This is a genomic window from Gordonia aurantiaca (assembly GCF_039939235.1).
Lineage (GTDB): Bacteria > Actinomycetota > Actinomycetes > Mycobacteriales > Mycobacteriaceae > Gordonia.
On record NZ_JBDUUF010000011.1, the window covers coordinates 39,273 to 55,082 of the forward strand.

5 protein-coding genes are annotated in these 15,810 nt (G+C 71.0%); 3 read left to right on the forward strand and 2 right to left on the reverse strand.

The genetic code is table 11. The features are described from left to right. Positions 1–14 precede the first annotated feature (14 nt). Both ABFT43_RS18950 and ABFT43_RS18955 read left to right on the forward strand, forming a co-directional pair. A complete protein-coding gene (locus tag ABFT43_RS18950; protein WP_347961849.1) occupies positions 15–398 on the forward strand; it encodes a rhodanese-like domain-containing protein in 384 nt (127 codons plus the stop codon). A gap of 130 nt (positions 399–528) precedes the next feature. Further along, entirely contained in the window at positions 529–4,737 is a 4,209-nt protein-coding gene (locus ABFT43_RS18955) for an AAA domain-containing protein (RefSeq protein ID WP_347961850.1), read from the forward strand. 25 nt (positions 4,738–4,762) lie between these two features. On the opposite strand, the gene ABFT43_RS18960 is transcribed toward ABFT43_RS18955, so the two are convergent. Together ABFT43_RS18960 and ABFT43_RS18965 are read right to left on the reverse strand one after the other, a co-directional pair. Next, positions 4,763–5,569, reverse strand: coding sequence for an SIR2 family NAD-dependent protein deacylase (locus tag ABFT43_RS18960; protein ID WP_457590183.1), 807 nt, complete (start codon positions 5,567–5,569; stop codon positions 4,763–4,765). After that, the gene (locus ABFT43_RS18965; RefSeq protein WP_347961851.1) at positions 5,566–5,991 is read right to left on the reverse strand and encodes an HIT family protein; all 426 of its coding nucleotides are present in this window, start codon (positions 5,989–5,991) and stop codon (positions 5,566–5,568) included. The genes ABFT43_RS18960 and ABFT43_RS18965 overlap by 4 nt, the downstream gene beginning before the upstream one ends. A gap of 530 nt (positions 5,992–6,521) precedes the next feature. Between ABFT43_RS18965 and ABFT43_RS18970 the strand changes: the two genes are divergently transcribed. Then, positions 6,522–15,785 (forward strand): fatty acid synthase subunit beta domain-containing protein, encoded by a 9,264-nt coding sequence (locus tag ABFT43_RS18970; RefSeq protein WP_347961852.1) that lies wholly within the window; start codon positions 6,522–6,524, stop codon positions 15,783–15,785. Positions 15,786–15,810: the final 25 nt, after the last annotated feature.

Sequence of the window (15,810 nt, forward strand, 5' to 3'; positions counted from 1 at the left end):
TTGGTGAGTCACCAGTGGCAGTGGTGAGTGCGATTTCAGCAGAAGAAGCGTTGGATCACAGCCGCGCGGGTAAGGCGGTCGTGGTGGATGCGCGTCCTCAGGTCGTGCGCCATCAGGGCAGTCTGCCCGGAGCCTACGTGGTCGATCCCACCGAGGTACCGGCCCGCCTGAAGCCGACGCCGTCCGGCCGCTTCCCGGTCATCAAGGATCCCGGTGCCAAGAGCAAGCGGGAGATCCGCCGCGACACCGAGATCGCGGTGGTGTCGGTCCGTTCGGAGGCGCCGCGCATCGCCGAGCAGATCGCCCGGCTCGGTTACACCAACGTCCACTACGTCGACGGCGGGTACCGCGCGCTCCGTTCACGGGCCCGGGGAACCACGACCGACGGTTCCCGGTAACCGGGGGGTTCGAGCGGAAGCGCCGCCGGGGCCGCATCCGCGGTGAGCAGGCACACGTCGCGTCCGCACCGCTCCGCTGACCAGCGCCTTGGTAGCGTTGGGTGCGCCCGTGACGAGAGGAACCCACCGGATGCAGGATGACACTCGCGAGCCACTGCGAGACCAGGTCACCCGGTTGATGTCGTTCCTCCGGGACGTCGTCCGATCGCGTTCCGGCGACGTACGCGACATCGACGATCACGCCGGGCACGTGTGGGTCGGCTCCTCCACGCCCACCGCGGTGCGGCCTTCCGCGGCACCCGGGCAGGTGGTCATCGAGGTCACGCCGGATTCCGCGGCACACGACGACCTCTCCCGACTGGTCGACGAACTGACCGAGAACCCCGAGACGTTCGAGCTGGTCCTGGCCAACGCGCTGGTGACCGTGCACGACGACGAGGGACAGGGCGGCACCGGGCAGGGCGACCCGGGGACCGACGCGGCGCACGGCGAGCCGGTCGTCCACGAGCACCTCCTCACCCAGACGCTGATCGCCGATCGCGACGACGACCGCACCATCCGCCTGACGCTCGCCTCCGGGGCGGTACCGGTCCTGCACGACACCCATCTGCTCGCCTCCATCGACGGCCTCGACCTCGCCGGCGCGGTCAAGACGCGCACGGCGATCGCCGAACAGCCGTCGGTGGTCTCCAAGAACGTCGCCGACCTCATCGGCGACTGGCTCGACGCGATCGACGTCGACGCGGACAAGGTGACCCTCGCGCTCGACATGCGCCCGGCCGTCGTGCTGCGGCGCCGCAGCGTCGAGAATTCGCTTGCGTTCTACGACGCGATCCTCGAGGACCTCCGCGACGAAGAGACTCCCGTCCCGGTCGGACCCGCACAGCTCGTCCGCCCCATCGAACCCGCCGAGCGACTCGCCGCGCTCTCCGAACCCGGCGTCTTCGAGCCCGCGGAACTCGTCTCCGAAGCCCTGTTCCCGCTGCCGTCGAACGTCGAGCAACGTGACGTGCTGGTGCGGCTCGGCCACGACATCGGCGTCGTCGTCGAGGGCCCGCCCGGCACCGGCAAGACCCACACCATCGCCAACGTCATGTCGGCGCTGTTGGCGAAGGGGCAGCGCGTCCTGGTCGTCAGCGAGAAGGCCCACGCCCTCCACGTGCTGCGCGACATGCTCCCGCCCGGGCTGCGCGAACTCACCGTCTCCATCGCCGACATCACCCGCGACCGTTCCGAGGCCATCGTCTCGGTCGTCGAGAACCTCGCCGCCCGCAAGGCGTCGTTCTCGCTGTCGGTCGCCGACGCCGAGATCGACGATCTACAGGCGCGCCTCGAACACGCCGTGACGACTCGCGACCGGACCCTGAGGGAGCTCTGGGAGCTGCGCGCCGCCGAGACAGAGGTGCACGAATGGGTCGCGGGTGACTACCGCGGCACCCCCGCAGAGATCGTGCGTCAGGTCCACCGCGACGCCGATCGATTCGACTGGATGCCCGCCGGACTCACCGGCGCCGTGCCGCCGCTCGACTCGGCGGAGTTCACTCGGCTCGTCGAACTGCTCGCCGCCACCGGTGGCGACACCCACCGCCTCGGCCAGCGATTCCCGGATCTCGCCGAATACCTGCCCGAGCCGACGCAGATGGACGCGATCTGCGCGCGCATCGCCGCCCGACCGCACGGCACCGACACCGCAGGAGACGCCGCGGGATCGCTGCTGTCGGTGCTCGACGGAGTCGACAGCGCGCGGCTGATGTCCGTCAAGGAGGTGTGTGAGCAACTAGCCGCGGCCGCCGCCGAGGTGAGTTCGTTCCCGGCGCCGATGGTCGACATGGCCGACCGGCTGCTGGCCGGGCAGGCCACCCACCTGTGGTCGCGGGTCACGACGCTGTCCCCGGTGATCGCCGAGGCCGCCCGCCGCGACCGGGACCTGGGCGCCCACAAGGTCGTCGTCGAGGGCGAACGCCCCGGCGACGCGTCGCTCTTCGACGCCGCCGCCGACTTTCTCGCCGCGGGCGGGCAGTGGCGCGGACGGTTCCGCAGGTCGCCCGAACAACGGGCGGTGGAGCAATCCGGGGCGCGCGCGACCGTGGACGGTCGCGAGCCCGCGGACGAGCAGTCGCTGCGTCGGGTCGCCGATCACCTGACGGTCGTCGAGGCCGTGCAGCGGGTCCATCGCATCCTCGCCGACCTGCACGTTCCGATCGACGCCTCCGGGTCGAGGTCGGCGCAGGTCGACCACCTGGTGCAGCTCGACGCGCAACTGGCGTGGATCTCGCGACTCGTCAACGGCCGCGACCGACTCGTCCACGAGCTCGACGCCATCAGCCCGGGCGGACCCCGGCCGCGCAGCGTCGCCGAGATCGCGGAGGTGGCGAATGCGGCCCACGCGATCGCCGCGACGAACGACGCGGTCCTGGCCGAGAAGGAACTCGCCGAGTGCGCCCACGGCCTGGCCGCCGAACTCGAGAAAGGGCCGTCGCCGGAGGGTGATGCGCTCATCGCCGCCCTCGCGTCGGCCGACGCCGACGCGATCCGGGAGGCGCGGCGCGCGTTCAATGAGGCGCGTGCGCAGGCGAAGGCGCAGACCGCGCTCGACCTGCTCGAGCTCCGATTGCGCGCCCGCGCACCCGAACTCGTGAGGTTCATGCGGGAGAGCCCGACCGACCCGGTGTGGGCCGACCGCGCCCGCGAGATGTCCGCCGCCTGGGCGTGGCGATACGCCCACACCTGGGTCGCCGAGCGCAGTGATCCCGAGTCCGAGAAGCGGATTCAGGTCGAGCTCGACGCACTCGAGGTCGACATCGCGCAGCTGACGACCCGGCTGGCGTCCGCCCGCGCGTGGCGGGACCTGCTGGAGCGCACCACGACCGGCGAGATCCAGGCGCTGCAGTCCTACCGCGACCACATGATCAACCTGGGCAAGGGATCGGGCAAGCACGCCAACCGGTTCCGCCGAGCCGCCCGTGAGGCGATGGCGGTGGCGCAGAACGCGATCCCCGCGTGGATCATGTCGATCAACCAGGTCGCCGAGACACTTCCGCCCAAGCGGAACTCCTTCGACGTGGTCATCGTCGACGAGGCATCCCAGGCCGACATCACCAGCTCGTTCCTGCTGTGGCTCGCGCCGCGCGTCATCGTCGTCGGCGACGACAAGCAGTGCGCGCCGGTCGGCCTCGCCGGAACCACCCTCGACGATGCGTTCGCCGAACTCGACGCCGCGCTACCGGATCTCCCCGAGTACCTGCGCGACGGGCTCACCCCGCGGTCGAGTCTGTTCTCGTTGCTGCGCAGCCGCCTCGGCAACGTCGTCGCGCTGCGCGAGCACTTCCGGTCGATGCCGGAGATCATCGAGTTCTCGTCGCGGCAGTTCTACGGCAACTCGCCGCTGATCCCGGTGCGCCAGTTCGGCGCCGACCGGCTCGAACCGCTACGGACCGTCGCCGTCGAGGGCAAGGCCACCGGCAGCGGCGCGTCGCTGGTCAACGAGGCCGAGGTGGCCGCGATCGTCGACGCCGTGAACCGGTGCCTCACCGATTCCGCATACGACGGAAAGGATTTCGGGGTCATCGCGCTCGCCGGAACCAAACAGTCCGAGGCGCTCGAGACCGCGCTGCGCGCCGCGATCGACGACGCGACCTGGCGTGAGCGCCGGATCCGGGTCGGCACACCCCCGGACTTCCAGGGCGACGAACGCCACGTCGTGTTCCTGTCGATGGTGGTGTCCGATCCCGCCGCGATCTCCGCGCTGACCCGCGCCGAGTCCCAGCGCCGCATCAACGTCGCGGCGACGCGGGCAATGGATCAGCTGTGGCTCTTCCACTCGATTGCGCCGGAAGACCTGCGCCCCAACGATCTCCGCTACTCGCTGTTGTCGTACATGACCGCGCACGAGGGTCTCTCGGTGCCGCTCATGCCCACCGACGTGCCCGACGACCGGCGCGTCGAGCCGTTCGACAACCTCCTCGAACAGCGGGTGTTCAACCGCCTTGCGGCACTGGGCTACCACGTGACCCCGAAGGTCACGGTCAACAACCGGGTCATCGACCTGGTGGTGCTGGGTGCCGACGCGCGGATGGCCGTCGAATGCGATGCCGACACCTTCGCCGGCACCGGGCGTCAGGCACGCTCGGATCTGGAACGCGAACGCGAGTTGCGTCGGTGCGGTTGGGAATTCGTACGGGTGCGCGAGTCGGAGTTCGAGTTCGACCCGGATCGGGTGATCGACGGTGTGACCGCGGCGCTCGACGCACGCGGATGCAAACCTGGTTCGATCACCGTGACGCCGGCGGCTCAGGCCACCCCGTCCTGGACCCCGATCGACCTGAGTGCGGGGGAGTAGCGGCCGCCGTCGGGCGAGTGCCCAGCTATCCCTCGGCGAGCGCCTCGAGCAGCGCCGGCAGTCCGACCGCGGCCGACACCCGCAGGCTGTGCGTCGCCACGGCCGACACCGCCGATTCCGCGGGATTGAACTCGATCACCGGGATACCCTCGCGCGCAGCACGTTCCGGAAGCGACGCGGCGGGGTAGACGATCCCGCTGGTGCCCACCACGATGACCACCTCGGCGGCCCGGAACGCCTGATCCGCACGCTGCCAGTCGTCGGTCGGCAGCGCCTCGCCGAACCACACGACACCGGGTCGGACCGCGCCGCCGCAGCGCGGGCACGTCGGCGGGGGCACACGCGGCTCGATGTGTTCGGTGTCGGGATCGGCGGGTGTGGGGTGCGCGTCCGGACCGTCGTACGGGGTGCCGCACACCGAGCACCGCGGCGCGAACAGACTGCCGTGCAGATGACTGACCACATGGTTTCCGGCCCGCTCGTGGAGATCGTCGACGTTCTGCGTCACCACCATCACGGTGCGCGACGAACCGAGCTCGGAGAGCGCACGGTGTCCCGCGTTGGGTTCGGCCGCGAGCACCTCCCGGGCCCGCCAGCGGTACCAGCCCCATACCAGGGCGGGGTCGCGGTTCCATGCCTCGGGCGTGGCCAATTCGGAGGGATCGAACGTCTCCCACAAACCCGTCTGCGCGTCGCGGAAGGTCGCGATCCCGCTCTCCGCGGACATCCCCGCGCCGCTGAACACGGTGATCCACTCCGCATCCCGGACGACGCCGACGACCTCGTCCGGGATGACGGCGCCCGTCCCACCGGTGCGGTCCACGCCGCTCACCCGGCGGCCTCCAGCGAGGCGCGCAGCAGTGCGGCGGTCTCGTCGGGATTCGGGTCGCGGCGCATGACGAAACCCTTGGCGAAGCTGAGCTTGTCGCCGTTGTGGCGGGGGACCACGTGCAGGTGCGTGTGGAACACGGTCTGGAACGCCGCGCGGCCGTCGTTGAGCGCGATGTTCACCCCGTCGGCGGCGAGGCCACCGCGCTTCATCGCGGTCGCGAGCCGCTGACCGGCGCGGAACAGCGCCGCGCCGCGGGCCGGGTCGAGGTCCTCGAGACCGGACGAATGCGCGCGCGGCACGAGCAGTGTGTGCCCGCGGGTGACCGGGCGGATGTCGAGGAAGCCCACCACGTCGTCGTCGGAATAGACGATCCTTCCCGGAGCCGTGCCGTCGACGATGGCGCAGAAGATGCAACTGCTCATGGGGCGACTCTAGGGCACCCGGGCCGGGGTGTGAGTGCGGTGGCCAGCGGTGTCGCCACGCCGGCCCGATCACACGTGTCCTGTGTCACATCACGGTTTGATAACGGTGCGCCGAGGGTGTCCTCGACATGATCCGGGCGGCGGCCGACGCCGCCTGGCCTGGGGGTTTCGAAACCCTTCAAATGGCCGTTGACATGGTGTTTCAAGTTACCCGTCGGGTTACTCGCGGGTATACCGGCAGGTCACCCGGAAACATGAGGAATCCCTCACTTTCGTGTGTCATCATGGGACCACGTTCACGCCGACGACGGGTCGCCCCAACGGGCCGGGGGTCGTCAATGTCCTTGCCGGACAGGCGTGTTCATCAGTTGTGCGTTAGTCCGAACCCGGACGGGCCGCCGTGGTCCCGCGCGCCCGACGCCACCGGCGTCGACGGTGCACACCATCTCGTCGATGAGACCCGCGGCGCTCCCGCCTGCCACCAGACACTCCGCCGACCGCCGAAGACAGACCACCACAGAGGAGTACCCGTGACCGTCGATCAGTTCCGCACCGGCTCGCAGGGCGCAGCCAACGCCGAACGCCCGACCACAACGCTCATCGACCGGCTCACGCAGGGCGAGCCCTATGCGATCAGTTTCGGCGGACAGGGCGGCGCATGGCTTCCCACCTTGGCCGAGCTGATCGTCGACGCGGACCTCGAACACCGGGTCGCCCAGATCGTCGAGGCGGCCGAGCGCCTGCTCGAGCCGGTCGCCGACCAGCTCGTCGTCGCGCGCGGCAACGGCTTCCATCCGCTGGCCTGGGTGCACGCCTACGACGCCGGCGAGGAGGTCCCCTCCGAGACCGCGCTGGCCGAGTTCACCCGCTCCGGCCCGGGGGTCCTGCTGACCCAGCTCGCCGCCGTCGAGGCGCTGCGTAAGCAGGGCCTCGACACCGCCGCGCTTCCGCCGACCGCGGTGATCGGGCACTCCCAGGGCTCGCTCGCCATCGACGCCGTCGGTGCCGAGACCAACGCCGCCGAGGGCGGTCAGGGCCTGCTGCTGGCGATCGCCCACCTGATCGGCGCCGCCGGCTCGCTCGTCGCCCGCCGCCGGGGCCTCGGCATCACCACCGACGGCACCCCGATGCTCGCCGTCGGCAACGTCGAGCCCAAGCGCATCGACGAGATCCTCGTCGACTACCGCGCCGGCCTGCCCGAGGGCGATCTCGCGACCGCTCCGGTCGTCTCCATCAAGAACAGCCGCAACGCCCTGGTGCTGTCCGGCGCTCCGCGTCATCTGGCCGGATTCGTCGCGCTGTGCGAGCGTATCGCCGCCGCCGAGGCCGACCGGCGCAAGCGCAAGCTGACCGGTGGCGCGCCCTTCGCGCCCAGGTTCGACCACCTGCAGGTCTCCGTCGCCTTCCACCATCCGACGATGGCCGAGGCCGTCGCGCTGGTCGGGGAGTGGGCCGAGGCGTGCGGCATCGACCGCGGGCTCGCCACCCGCCACGCGCAGTCGATCCTGGTCGACCACGTCGACTGGGTGGCCGAGGTCGACGAGGTCGTCGCCGCCGGTGCCAAGTGGATCCTCGACTTCGGTCCCGCCGACGTCGCCACCCGCCTGACCGCCTCCCTGGTCCGTGGGCAGGGCGTCGGCCTGGTCCCGGCCGCGCTCCGCGTCGGCCAGCGCAACCTGTTCAGCCCGGGCGGCGTCCCCGAGGTCCCCACGCCGTGGTCGCACTTCGCCCCGACCCTCGTGGAACTGCCCGACGGCCGCACCGTCGTCGAGACCGCGTTCACCCGGCTCACCGGCCGGTCGCCGATGCTCCTCGCCGGCATGACCCCGACCACCGTCGACCCGGCGATCGTCGCCGCGGCCGCCAACGCCGGTCACTGGGCCGAGCTCGCCGGCGGCGGTCAGGTGACCGAGGAGATCTTCGCCCGCAACATCGCCAAGCTCACCGACCTGCTCGAGCCCGGTCGCGAGGCGCAGTTCAACGCGCTGTTCCTCGACCCGTACCTGTGGAAGCTGCAGCTCGGCGGGAAGCGCCTGGTGCAGAAGGCCCGCTCCCAGGGCGCCCCGATCGACGGCGTGATCGTCTCGGCCGGCATCCCCGAACTCGAGGACGCCGTCGCCATGGTCGAGGAGTTCGTCGAGGCCGGCCTGCGCTTCGTCGCGTTCAAGCCGGGCACCGTCGAGCAGATCCGCCAGGTCGTGCGCATCGCCGCGGAGGTGCCGCATCACCCGATAATCGTCCAGATCGAGGGTGGCCGCGCCGGTGGCCACCACTCGTGGGAGGACCTCGACGACTTGCTGCTGGCCACCTACGGTGAGCTGCGTGCCCGCCCGAACGTGGTCATCTGCGTCGGCGGCGGCATCGGCACCCCCGAACGCGCCAGCGAGTACCTGACCGGTGTCTGGTCGACCGCGCACGATCATCCGGTCATGCCGCTCGACGGCATCCTGATCGGCACCGCGGCGATGGCCACCAAGGAGGCCACCACCAATCCCGACGTGAAGAAGATGCTCGTCGAGACCGCGGGCATCGACGAGTGGATCGGCGCGGGTCACGCCACCGCCGGAATGGCCTCGGGCCGTTCGCAGCTCGGTGCCGACATCCACGAGGTCGACAACGCCGCGTCGCGCTGTGGCCGCCTGCTCGACGAGGTCGCCGGAGATGCCGAGGCCGTGGCCGCGCGTCGCGACGAGATCATCGCGGCGATGGCCGTCACCGCGAAGCCGTACTTCGGCGACGTCGAGACCATGACCTACCGTCAGTGGCTCGACCGCTACGCCACCCTGGCCGTGGGCGATGCGAACGGCGATCACCTGCCGTGGGCCGACATCACCTGGCAGCAGCGGTTCGTGGAGATGCTGCAGCGCACCGAGGCGCGCATGCACCCGAAGGACTCGGGCCCGATCCCGACCATGTTCGCCGACATCTCCACCACCGACGACCCGCATGCCGCCATCGAGGCGCTGGGCAGCGTCTACCCCGAGATCGACACCGACATCCTGCATCCCGCCGACGTCGCGTTCTTCTTCGAGTTGTGCCGCACCCCGGGCAAGCCGGTCAACTTCGTGCCGGTCATCGACAAGGACGTCCGCCGCTGGTGGCGCAGCGACTCGCTGTGGCAGGCCCACGATCCGCGGTACCGCGCCGACGAGGTCTGCATCATCCCCGGCCCGGTGGCCGTCGCCGGCATCACCCGCGTCGACGAGCCGGTCGGTGAACTGCTCGACCGCTTCGAGGCGAAGGTCGTCACCGACCTGCTGACCGCCGGGGTGCGCGCGATCGAGGCCCCCTCGCGCCACCGCCTGGGCGTCGTCGACACCGCCGGCGCGCTGACCTCGGTCCTGGAGTCCGCCGATGTCAGTTGGGCGGGCCGCATCGTCCCGAGCCCGGTCGCGCTGCTCGGCGATCTCGACCAGTGGTCGGTCGTCGCACCCGAACGTGCCGAGCACGCGCCCACCGGCGCCGTGCTCGAACAGGTCGACGCCGAGGGCGACTCGGTGCGCTTCGACCTGGTCGTCCCGATCTCCGGTGCGTCCGTGCGCATCCCGCTGCTGGCCGGTGCGGGACTGCTAGACGGTGGCGCCCCGATCGTCGGCCTCGACCACGCCTCCGCCGCCATGCGCGAGATCCTCACGGTCGCCGCCGGAGGTTCGCTGGCCGAGGTGAACGACGGCGTCGCGACGACCACCATCACCTGGCAGCCCGACTCCGTCGCCGACCACGCCTCGGTGACCGGCTTCTCACTGCCCCCGCACCTGCGTCCCACCACGCCGACCGAACCGTTCGGCTTCGCGGTGCCCGACACCCTCGTCGGCGCCTGCTGGCCGAGCGTTTTCAGTGTCATCGGCGCCGCCCGCACCGACGACGGCGTGCCCGTCGTCGAGGGCCTGCTCGATCTGGTCCATCTCGACCACGCGATCCACGTCACCGGCGAAATCCCCACGGAGACCGTCGAGCTGACCGTCACTGCGCGCACCGGCGCGGTCCGCGACGCCGACGTGGGCCGGGTCATCGAGGTCTCGGTCGAGATCGTCGGGCCGGCCGGGCAGATCGCAAGCCTGGCGGAGCGGTTCGCCATCCGCGGACGTCAGGGCGACGCCGAGCTGACCGAGCCGCTCCGGGCCGGCGGCGCGCTCGACGACGAGCGGTCGGCGACCCGCAAGCTGCTGCGCACCGCCACGATCACCGCGCCGAGCCGGATGCACGGTTTCGCCGTGGTCTCCGGTGACCGCAACCCGATCCACACCGACGCCTCGGCCGCCAGACTGGCCGGTCTCGGCGACCCGATCGTGCACGGCATGTGGCTGTCGGCCGCGGCCCAGCAGGTCGTCACCGCCACCGACGCGAAGAACCCGATCCCGTCGCCGCGGCCGCTCGTCGGCTGGACCGCGCGCTACCTGGGCATGGTCCGCCTCGGCGACACCCTCACCGTGCGCGTCGACCGCGTCGGCCTGGACAAGGGCCGCGAGGTCGTCGAGGTCAGTGCGAAGGTCGGCGACAACCTCGTCATGACCGCCACCGGCCTGCTGGCCGCACCGCGCACCGTCTACGCGTTCCCGGGACAGGGCATCCAGTCCAAGGGCATGGGGCTCGACGCGCGGTCGCGGTCGAAGGCCGCCCGCGAGATCTGGGACCGGGCCGACAAGCACACCCGCAAGGCGCTGGGCTTCTCGATCCTGGCCGTCGTTCGCGACAACCCGACGACGCTGGTCGCCAACGGGACCACCTACCAGCACCCGGACGGCGTGCTGTACCTGACGCAGTTCACGCAGGTCGCCATGGCGACCCTCGGTGTCGCGCAGATCGCCGAGCTCAAGGAGGCCGGCGGGTTCGTCGAGGGGGCGATCACCTGCGGTCACTCCGTGGGCGAGTACAACGCGCTCGCCGCATGCGCCGGTGTGCTGCCGCTCGAGGCCGTCCTCGAGGTGGTGTTCCAGCGCGGCGAGGCGATGCACCACCTGGTGCCGCGAGATGAGCAGGGCCGCAGCAATTACCGCATGGCCGCCATCCGCCCGAGCCAGTTCGGCATGGCCGATGACGAGGTGACCGACTTCGTCTCGGGTCTCGGCGATCAGATCGGCGAGTTCCTCGAGGTCGTCAACCTGAATCTGCTCGGCTCGCAGTACGCGATCGCCGGGACGGTCCGCGGCCTGGAAGCGCTGGAGGCCGAGATCGACCGTCGCCGCGCCGAATTCGGCGGCAAGCGGGCGTTCATCCTGATCCCGGGCATCGATGTGCCGTTCCACTCGACCGTGCTGCGTGCCGGCGTGCCGGAATTCCGGCACAAGCTCGAGGAGCTGCTGCCACAGGACATCGACGTCGACGTCCTGATCGGCCGCTACATCCCGAATCTGGTGCCGCGCCTGTTCAACCTCGGACGCGACTTCGTCGAGGAGATCGCGGCGCTCGTGCCCTCGGAGCCGCTGAACGCGGTTCTCGCCGACTGGGATTCGTGGAGCGCCGATCGGGTCCGGCTGGCCCGCGTCATCCTGATCGAGCTGCTGGCCTGGCAGTTCGCCAGCCCGGTGCGCTGGATCGAGACCCAGGACCTGCTGTTCAGCGGTCCCGAGCGCAACGGCCTGGGCGTGCAGCGGTTCGTCGAGATCGGCCTGAAGGGTGCACCGACCCTGACCGGCCTGGCGACCAACACCCTCAAGCTCGACGCCTACGCGTCGGCCACCACCGAGGTCGTCAACGTCGAACGCGACTCGGACGTGATCCTCGCCAAGGACGCCGGCCACGAGCCCGACGAGGACGAGATCGAGGCCCCGGCGGCGGAATCCGCACCGGCCGAGGCCGCAGCCCCGGCGGCCGCCCCGGCGCCTGCCGCTCCCGCACCGACCGCACCCGCGGGCGGTCCGCGCCCCGACGACATCGCCTTCACCCCGTCGGATGCGGTGAAATCGGTCATCGCGCTGTGGACCAAGATGCGCGTCGACCAGATCGGCGCCGCCGACACCATCGAGGCGCTGTGCGACGGCGTCTCCTCGCGTCGCAACCAGCTGCTGCTCGACATCGGCGGGGAGCTGGGCCTCGGCGCCATCGACGGCGCTGCGGAGGCCGACATGGTCGCCCTGTCGTCGACGGTGGAAACCCTTGCGCGCGGCTACAAGCCGCTCGGCGCGGTCCTCACCGACGCGGTCGGTGACCAGATCCGCAAGGTGCTCGGTCCGCTCGGCAAGCGCCAGAACTACATCACCGACCGGGTGAGCAACGTCTGGCAGCTCGGCCCGGGCTGGGGCCTGCACACCACCGTCGCGCTCGCCCTCGGCACCCGCGAGGGCGCCTCGGTGCGCGGCGAGGCACTGGGCAACCTGCTCGACGGCCCCGTCGCCAACGCCGATGCGCTCGACGCGCTCATCGACCGCGCTGTGGTCGCGGTGGGTGCCGAGAAGGGCATCGCGGTGAGCAAGCCGGCCGGCGAGTCCGGCGGCGGCGCAACCGTCGACGCGGCCGCGCTGGGCGAGTTCACCGAGCAGCTCACCGGCCGTGACGGCGCGCTCGCGTCGGCTGCGTACACGATTCTGGAGAAGCTGGGCCTGGCCGAGGTCACCGACCTCGCCGAGGTCGCCGGCGACCCGAATGCCGAGATCGCCGAGCTGGTCAGCGCCGAACTGGGCGCCGACTGGGCCCGCACCGTCGCGCCGGTCTTCGACGCGCAGAAGGTCGTGCTGATCGACGACCGCTGGGCCACCGCCCGCGAGGATCTCGTGCGCCTGTGGCTGACCGACGAGCACGAGATCGAGAGCGACTTCGAGACGATCGTCGCCCGGTTCACCGCGGCCGGCACCACCGTCGCCGAACACGCCACCTGGTGGCAGGGCAAGGCGCTCGCCTCCGGGAACGCCGTGCACGCACGGGTCTTCGAGGCCATCGCGGCCGCTGCCGAGAACCCCGACAAGGGCGTCTACAGCGGTGAGATCGCCGTCGTCACCGGAGCCAGCAAGGGTTCCATCGCCTCGGGCGTCGTCGCCGGACTGCTCGCCGGCGGCGCGACCGTCATCGCGACGACCTCGAAGCTGAACTCCGAGCGTCTGGCGTTCTACAAGAAGCTGTACCGGGAGAACGCCCGCACCGGTGCCGCGCTGTGGGTCGCCCCGGCGAACATGGCTTCCTACGCCGACGTCGACGACCTCGTCGCGTGGGTGGCGGGGGAGCAGACCGAGAACCTCGGCGGCACCACCGCCGTCGTGAAGCCGGCGATGAAGCCGACCATGCTGTTCCCGTTCGCCGCCCCGCGGGTCGCCGGTGACCTCACCGAGGCCGGCGCGCGCGCCGAGTTGGAGATGAAGGTCCTGCTGTGGTCGGTGGAGCGGCTCATCGCCGGCCTGGCCGACGCCCACTCCGACCACGACATCTCGGCCCGCCTGCACGTGGTGCTTCCCGGCTCGCCGAACCGCGGCATGTTCGGCGGCGACGGCGCCTACGGCGAGAGCAAGGCCGCCCTCGACGCGCTGGTCCAGCGCTGGTCGGCCGAGGAGTCCTGGGGTTCGAGGACCACCCTGGCCCACGCCCTCATCGGCTGGGTCCGCGGTACCGGTCTCATGGGTCACAACGACGGCATGGTCGAGGCGGTCGAGGCCGCCGGTGTGCGCACCTGGAGCACCGACGAGATGGCCGCGAACCTGCTGACGCTGTGCACCCGTGAACAGCGTGCCGCCGCCGTCGAGGCCCCGATCCTCGCCGACTTCACCGGCGGGCTCGATTCCTCGACGGACCTCAAGGCGCTCGCGGCCACCGCCGCGGCGAACGCCGAGAAGGAGACCGACGACGCCGAGACCGAGGCGCCGGCGACGGTCGCCGCGCTCCCGGCCCCGGCCCGCGCCCCGCGCGTGCTGCGTCCGCAGTGGCCGTCGATCGACGCCCGCCCTGAGGACCTGGTGGTCATCGTCGGCGCCGGCGAGCTCGGCCCGTATGGTTCGGCACGCACCCGCTTCGAGATGGAGGTCGACGAGAAGCTCTCGGCGGCGGGCGTTCTCGAGCTCGCGTGGAACACCGGCCTGATCCACTGGGATTCGGCTCCCAAGCCCGGCTGGTACGACACCGAGACCGGAGAGGCGGTGCCGGAGAGCGAGATCGCCGAGCGGTACCACGACGAGGTCGTCAAGCGCTGCGGCATCCGTCGCTACGAGGACGACGGCGCGATGGTCGACAACACCTCGCCGCTGCTCACCTCGGTGTTCCTCGACGAGGACCTGACCTTCACGGTGAACTCCGAGGCCGAGGCGCGCGCCTTCGCGGCGGCGAACCCGGAGAAGACCCGGATCTCGCAGAACGCCGACGGCGACTGGCAGGTGACCCGCCTGGCGGGCACCGAGATCCGTGTGCCGCGCCGGTTCTCGCTGTCGCGCACCGTCGGCGGCCAGATCCCGACCGGCTTCGATCCGGTGCGCTGGGGCGTCAGCCCGGACATGGTCGAGTCGATCGACCGGGTCGCGCTGTGGAACCTGGTCGCCACCGTCGACGCGTTCCTGTCGTCGGGCTTCACGCCGAGCGAGCTGATGCGCTGGGTGCACCCGGGCCTGGTCGCCAACACGCAGGGCACCGGCATGGGCGGGATGGCCTCGATGCGGGACCTTTACATCAACACCCTGCTCGGCGAGGCCAACGCCAACGACATCCTGCAGGAGGCGCTGCCGAACATCGTCGCGGCGCACGTGGTCCAGTCCTATGTGGGCTCCTACGGCGCGATGATCCACCCGGTCGCGGCCTGCGCCACGGCGGCGGTGTCGGTCGAGGAGGGCGTCGACAAGATCCGCCTCGGCAAGGCGCTGTTCGCGGTCGCCGGTGGCTTCGACGACCTCGGCATCGAGGGCATCGTCGGCTTCGGCGCGATGTCGGCCACCGCCGAGTCGGCGAAGATGTCGGCGCGCGGTATCGCCGATCGCCGGTTCTCGCGGGCCAACGACCGTCGTCGTGGCGGCTTCGTGGAGTCGCAGGGCGGCGGCACGATCCTGCTCGCCCGTGGCGACGTGGCCGCGCAGATGGGCCTGCCGGTCCTCGGTGTGGTCGCCTGGGCGCAGAGCTTCGGTGACGGTGTGCACACCTCGATCCCGGCCCCGGGACTCGGTGCCCTGGGTGCCGCGCGCGGTGCGCAGTCCTCGCCGCTGGCCGTCGCCCTGTCGCAGCTGGGTGTCTCCGCCGACGACGTCGCGGTGATCTCCAAGCACGACACGTCGACGAAGGCCAACGACCCCAACGAGTCCGAGCTGCACGAGCGTCTCGCCGACGCCATCGGCCGCAGCAAGGGCGCTCCGCTGTTCGTGGTGTCGCAGAAGTCGTTGACCGGCCATGCCAAGGGCGGCGCCGCCGCCTTCCAGCTGATCGGACTGTGTCAGATGCTCCGTGACGGCGTCATCCCGCCGAACCGCAGCCTGGACTGCGTCGACGACAAGATGCAGGAGTACCCGCACCTGGTGTGGGCCCGGGAGACCCTGCGCCTGGGCGAGCGGTTCCCGCTCAAGGCCGGTCTGCTGACCAGCCTCGGCTTCGGCCACGTGTCCGGTCTCATCGCGGTCGTCCACCCCGAGGCGTTCATCGCCTCCCTCGACCCCGAGCAGCGCGAGAGCTACCGCGAGCGCGCCGCCGAGCGTGAGCGCCTGGGCAACCAGCGCCTCCTGCAGACGCTCTGCGGTGGTGAGCCGGCCTATCAGCGGCCGCCGAACCGTCGCTTCGACGAATCGGTCGACGAGCACGACGCCGAGGCCGGACTGCTGCTCGACCCGGAGACCCGGCTCGGCGAGTCCGGCGTCTACGGGCGAACGGAAACCGTTGGCGCCGACGGGCAGTCGTGACGGCGGGTGAGACGGGTGGCGACAC

Coding starts and splice junctions, on each gene's coding strand:
- ABFT43_RS18955 (WP_347961850.1), top strand. CDS start 529: ATGCAGGATGACACTCGCGAGCCACTGCGAGACCAGGTCACCCGGTTG.
- ABFT43_RS18965 (WP_347961851.1), bottom strand. CDS start 5,991: ATGAGCAGTTGCATCTTCTGCGCCATCGTCGACGGCACGGCTCCGGGA.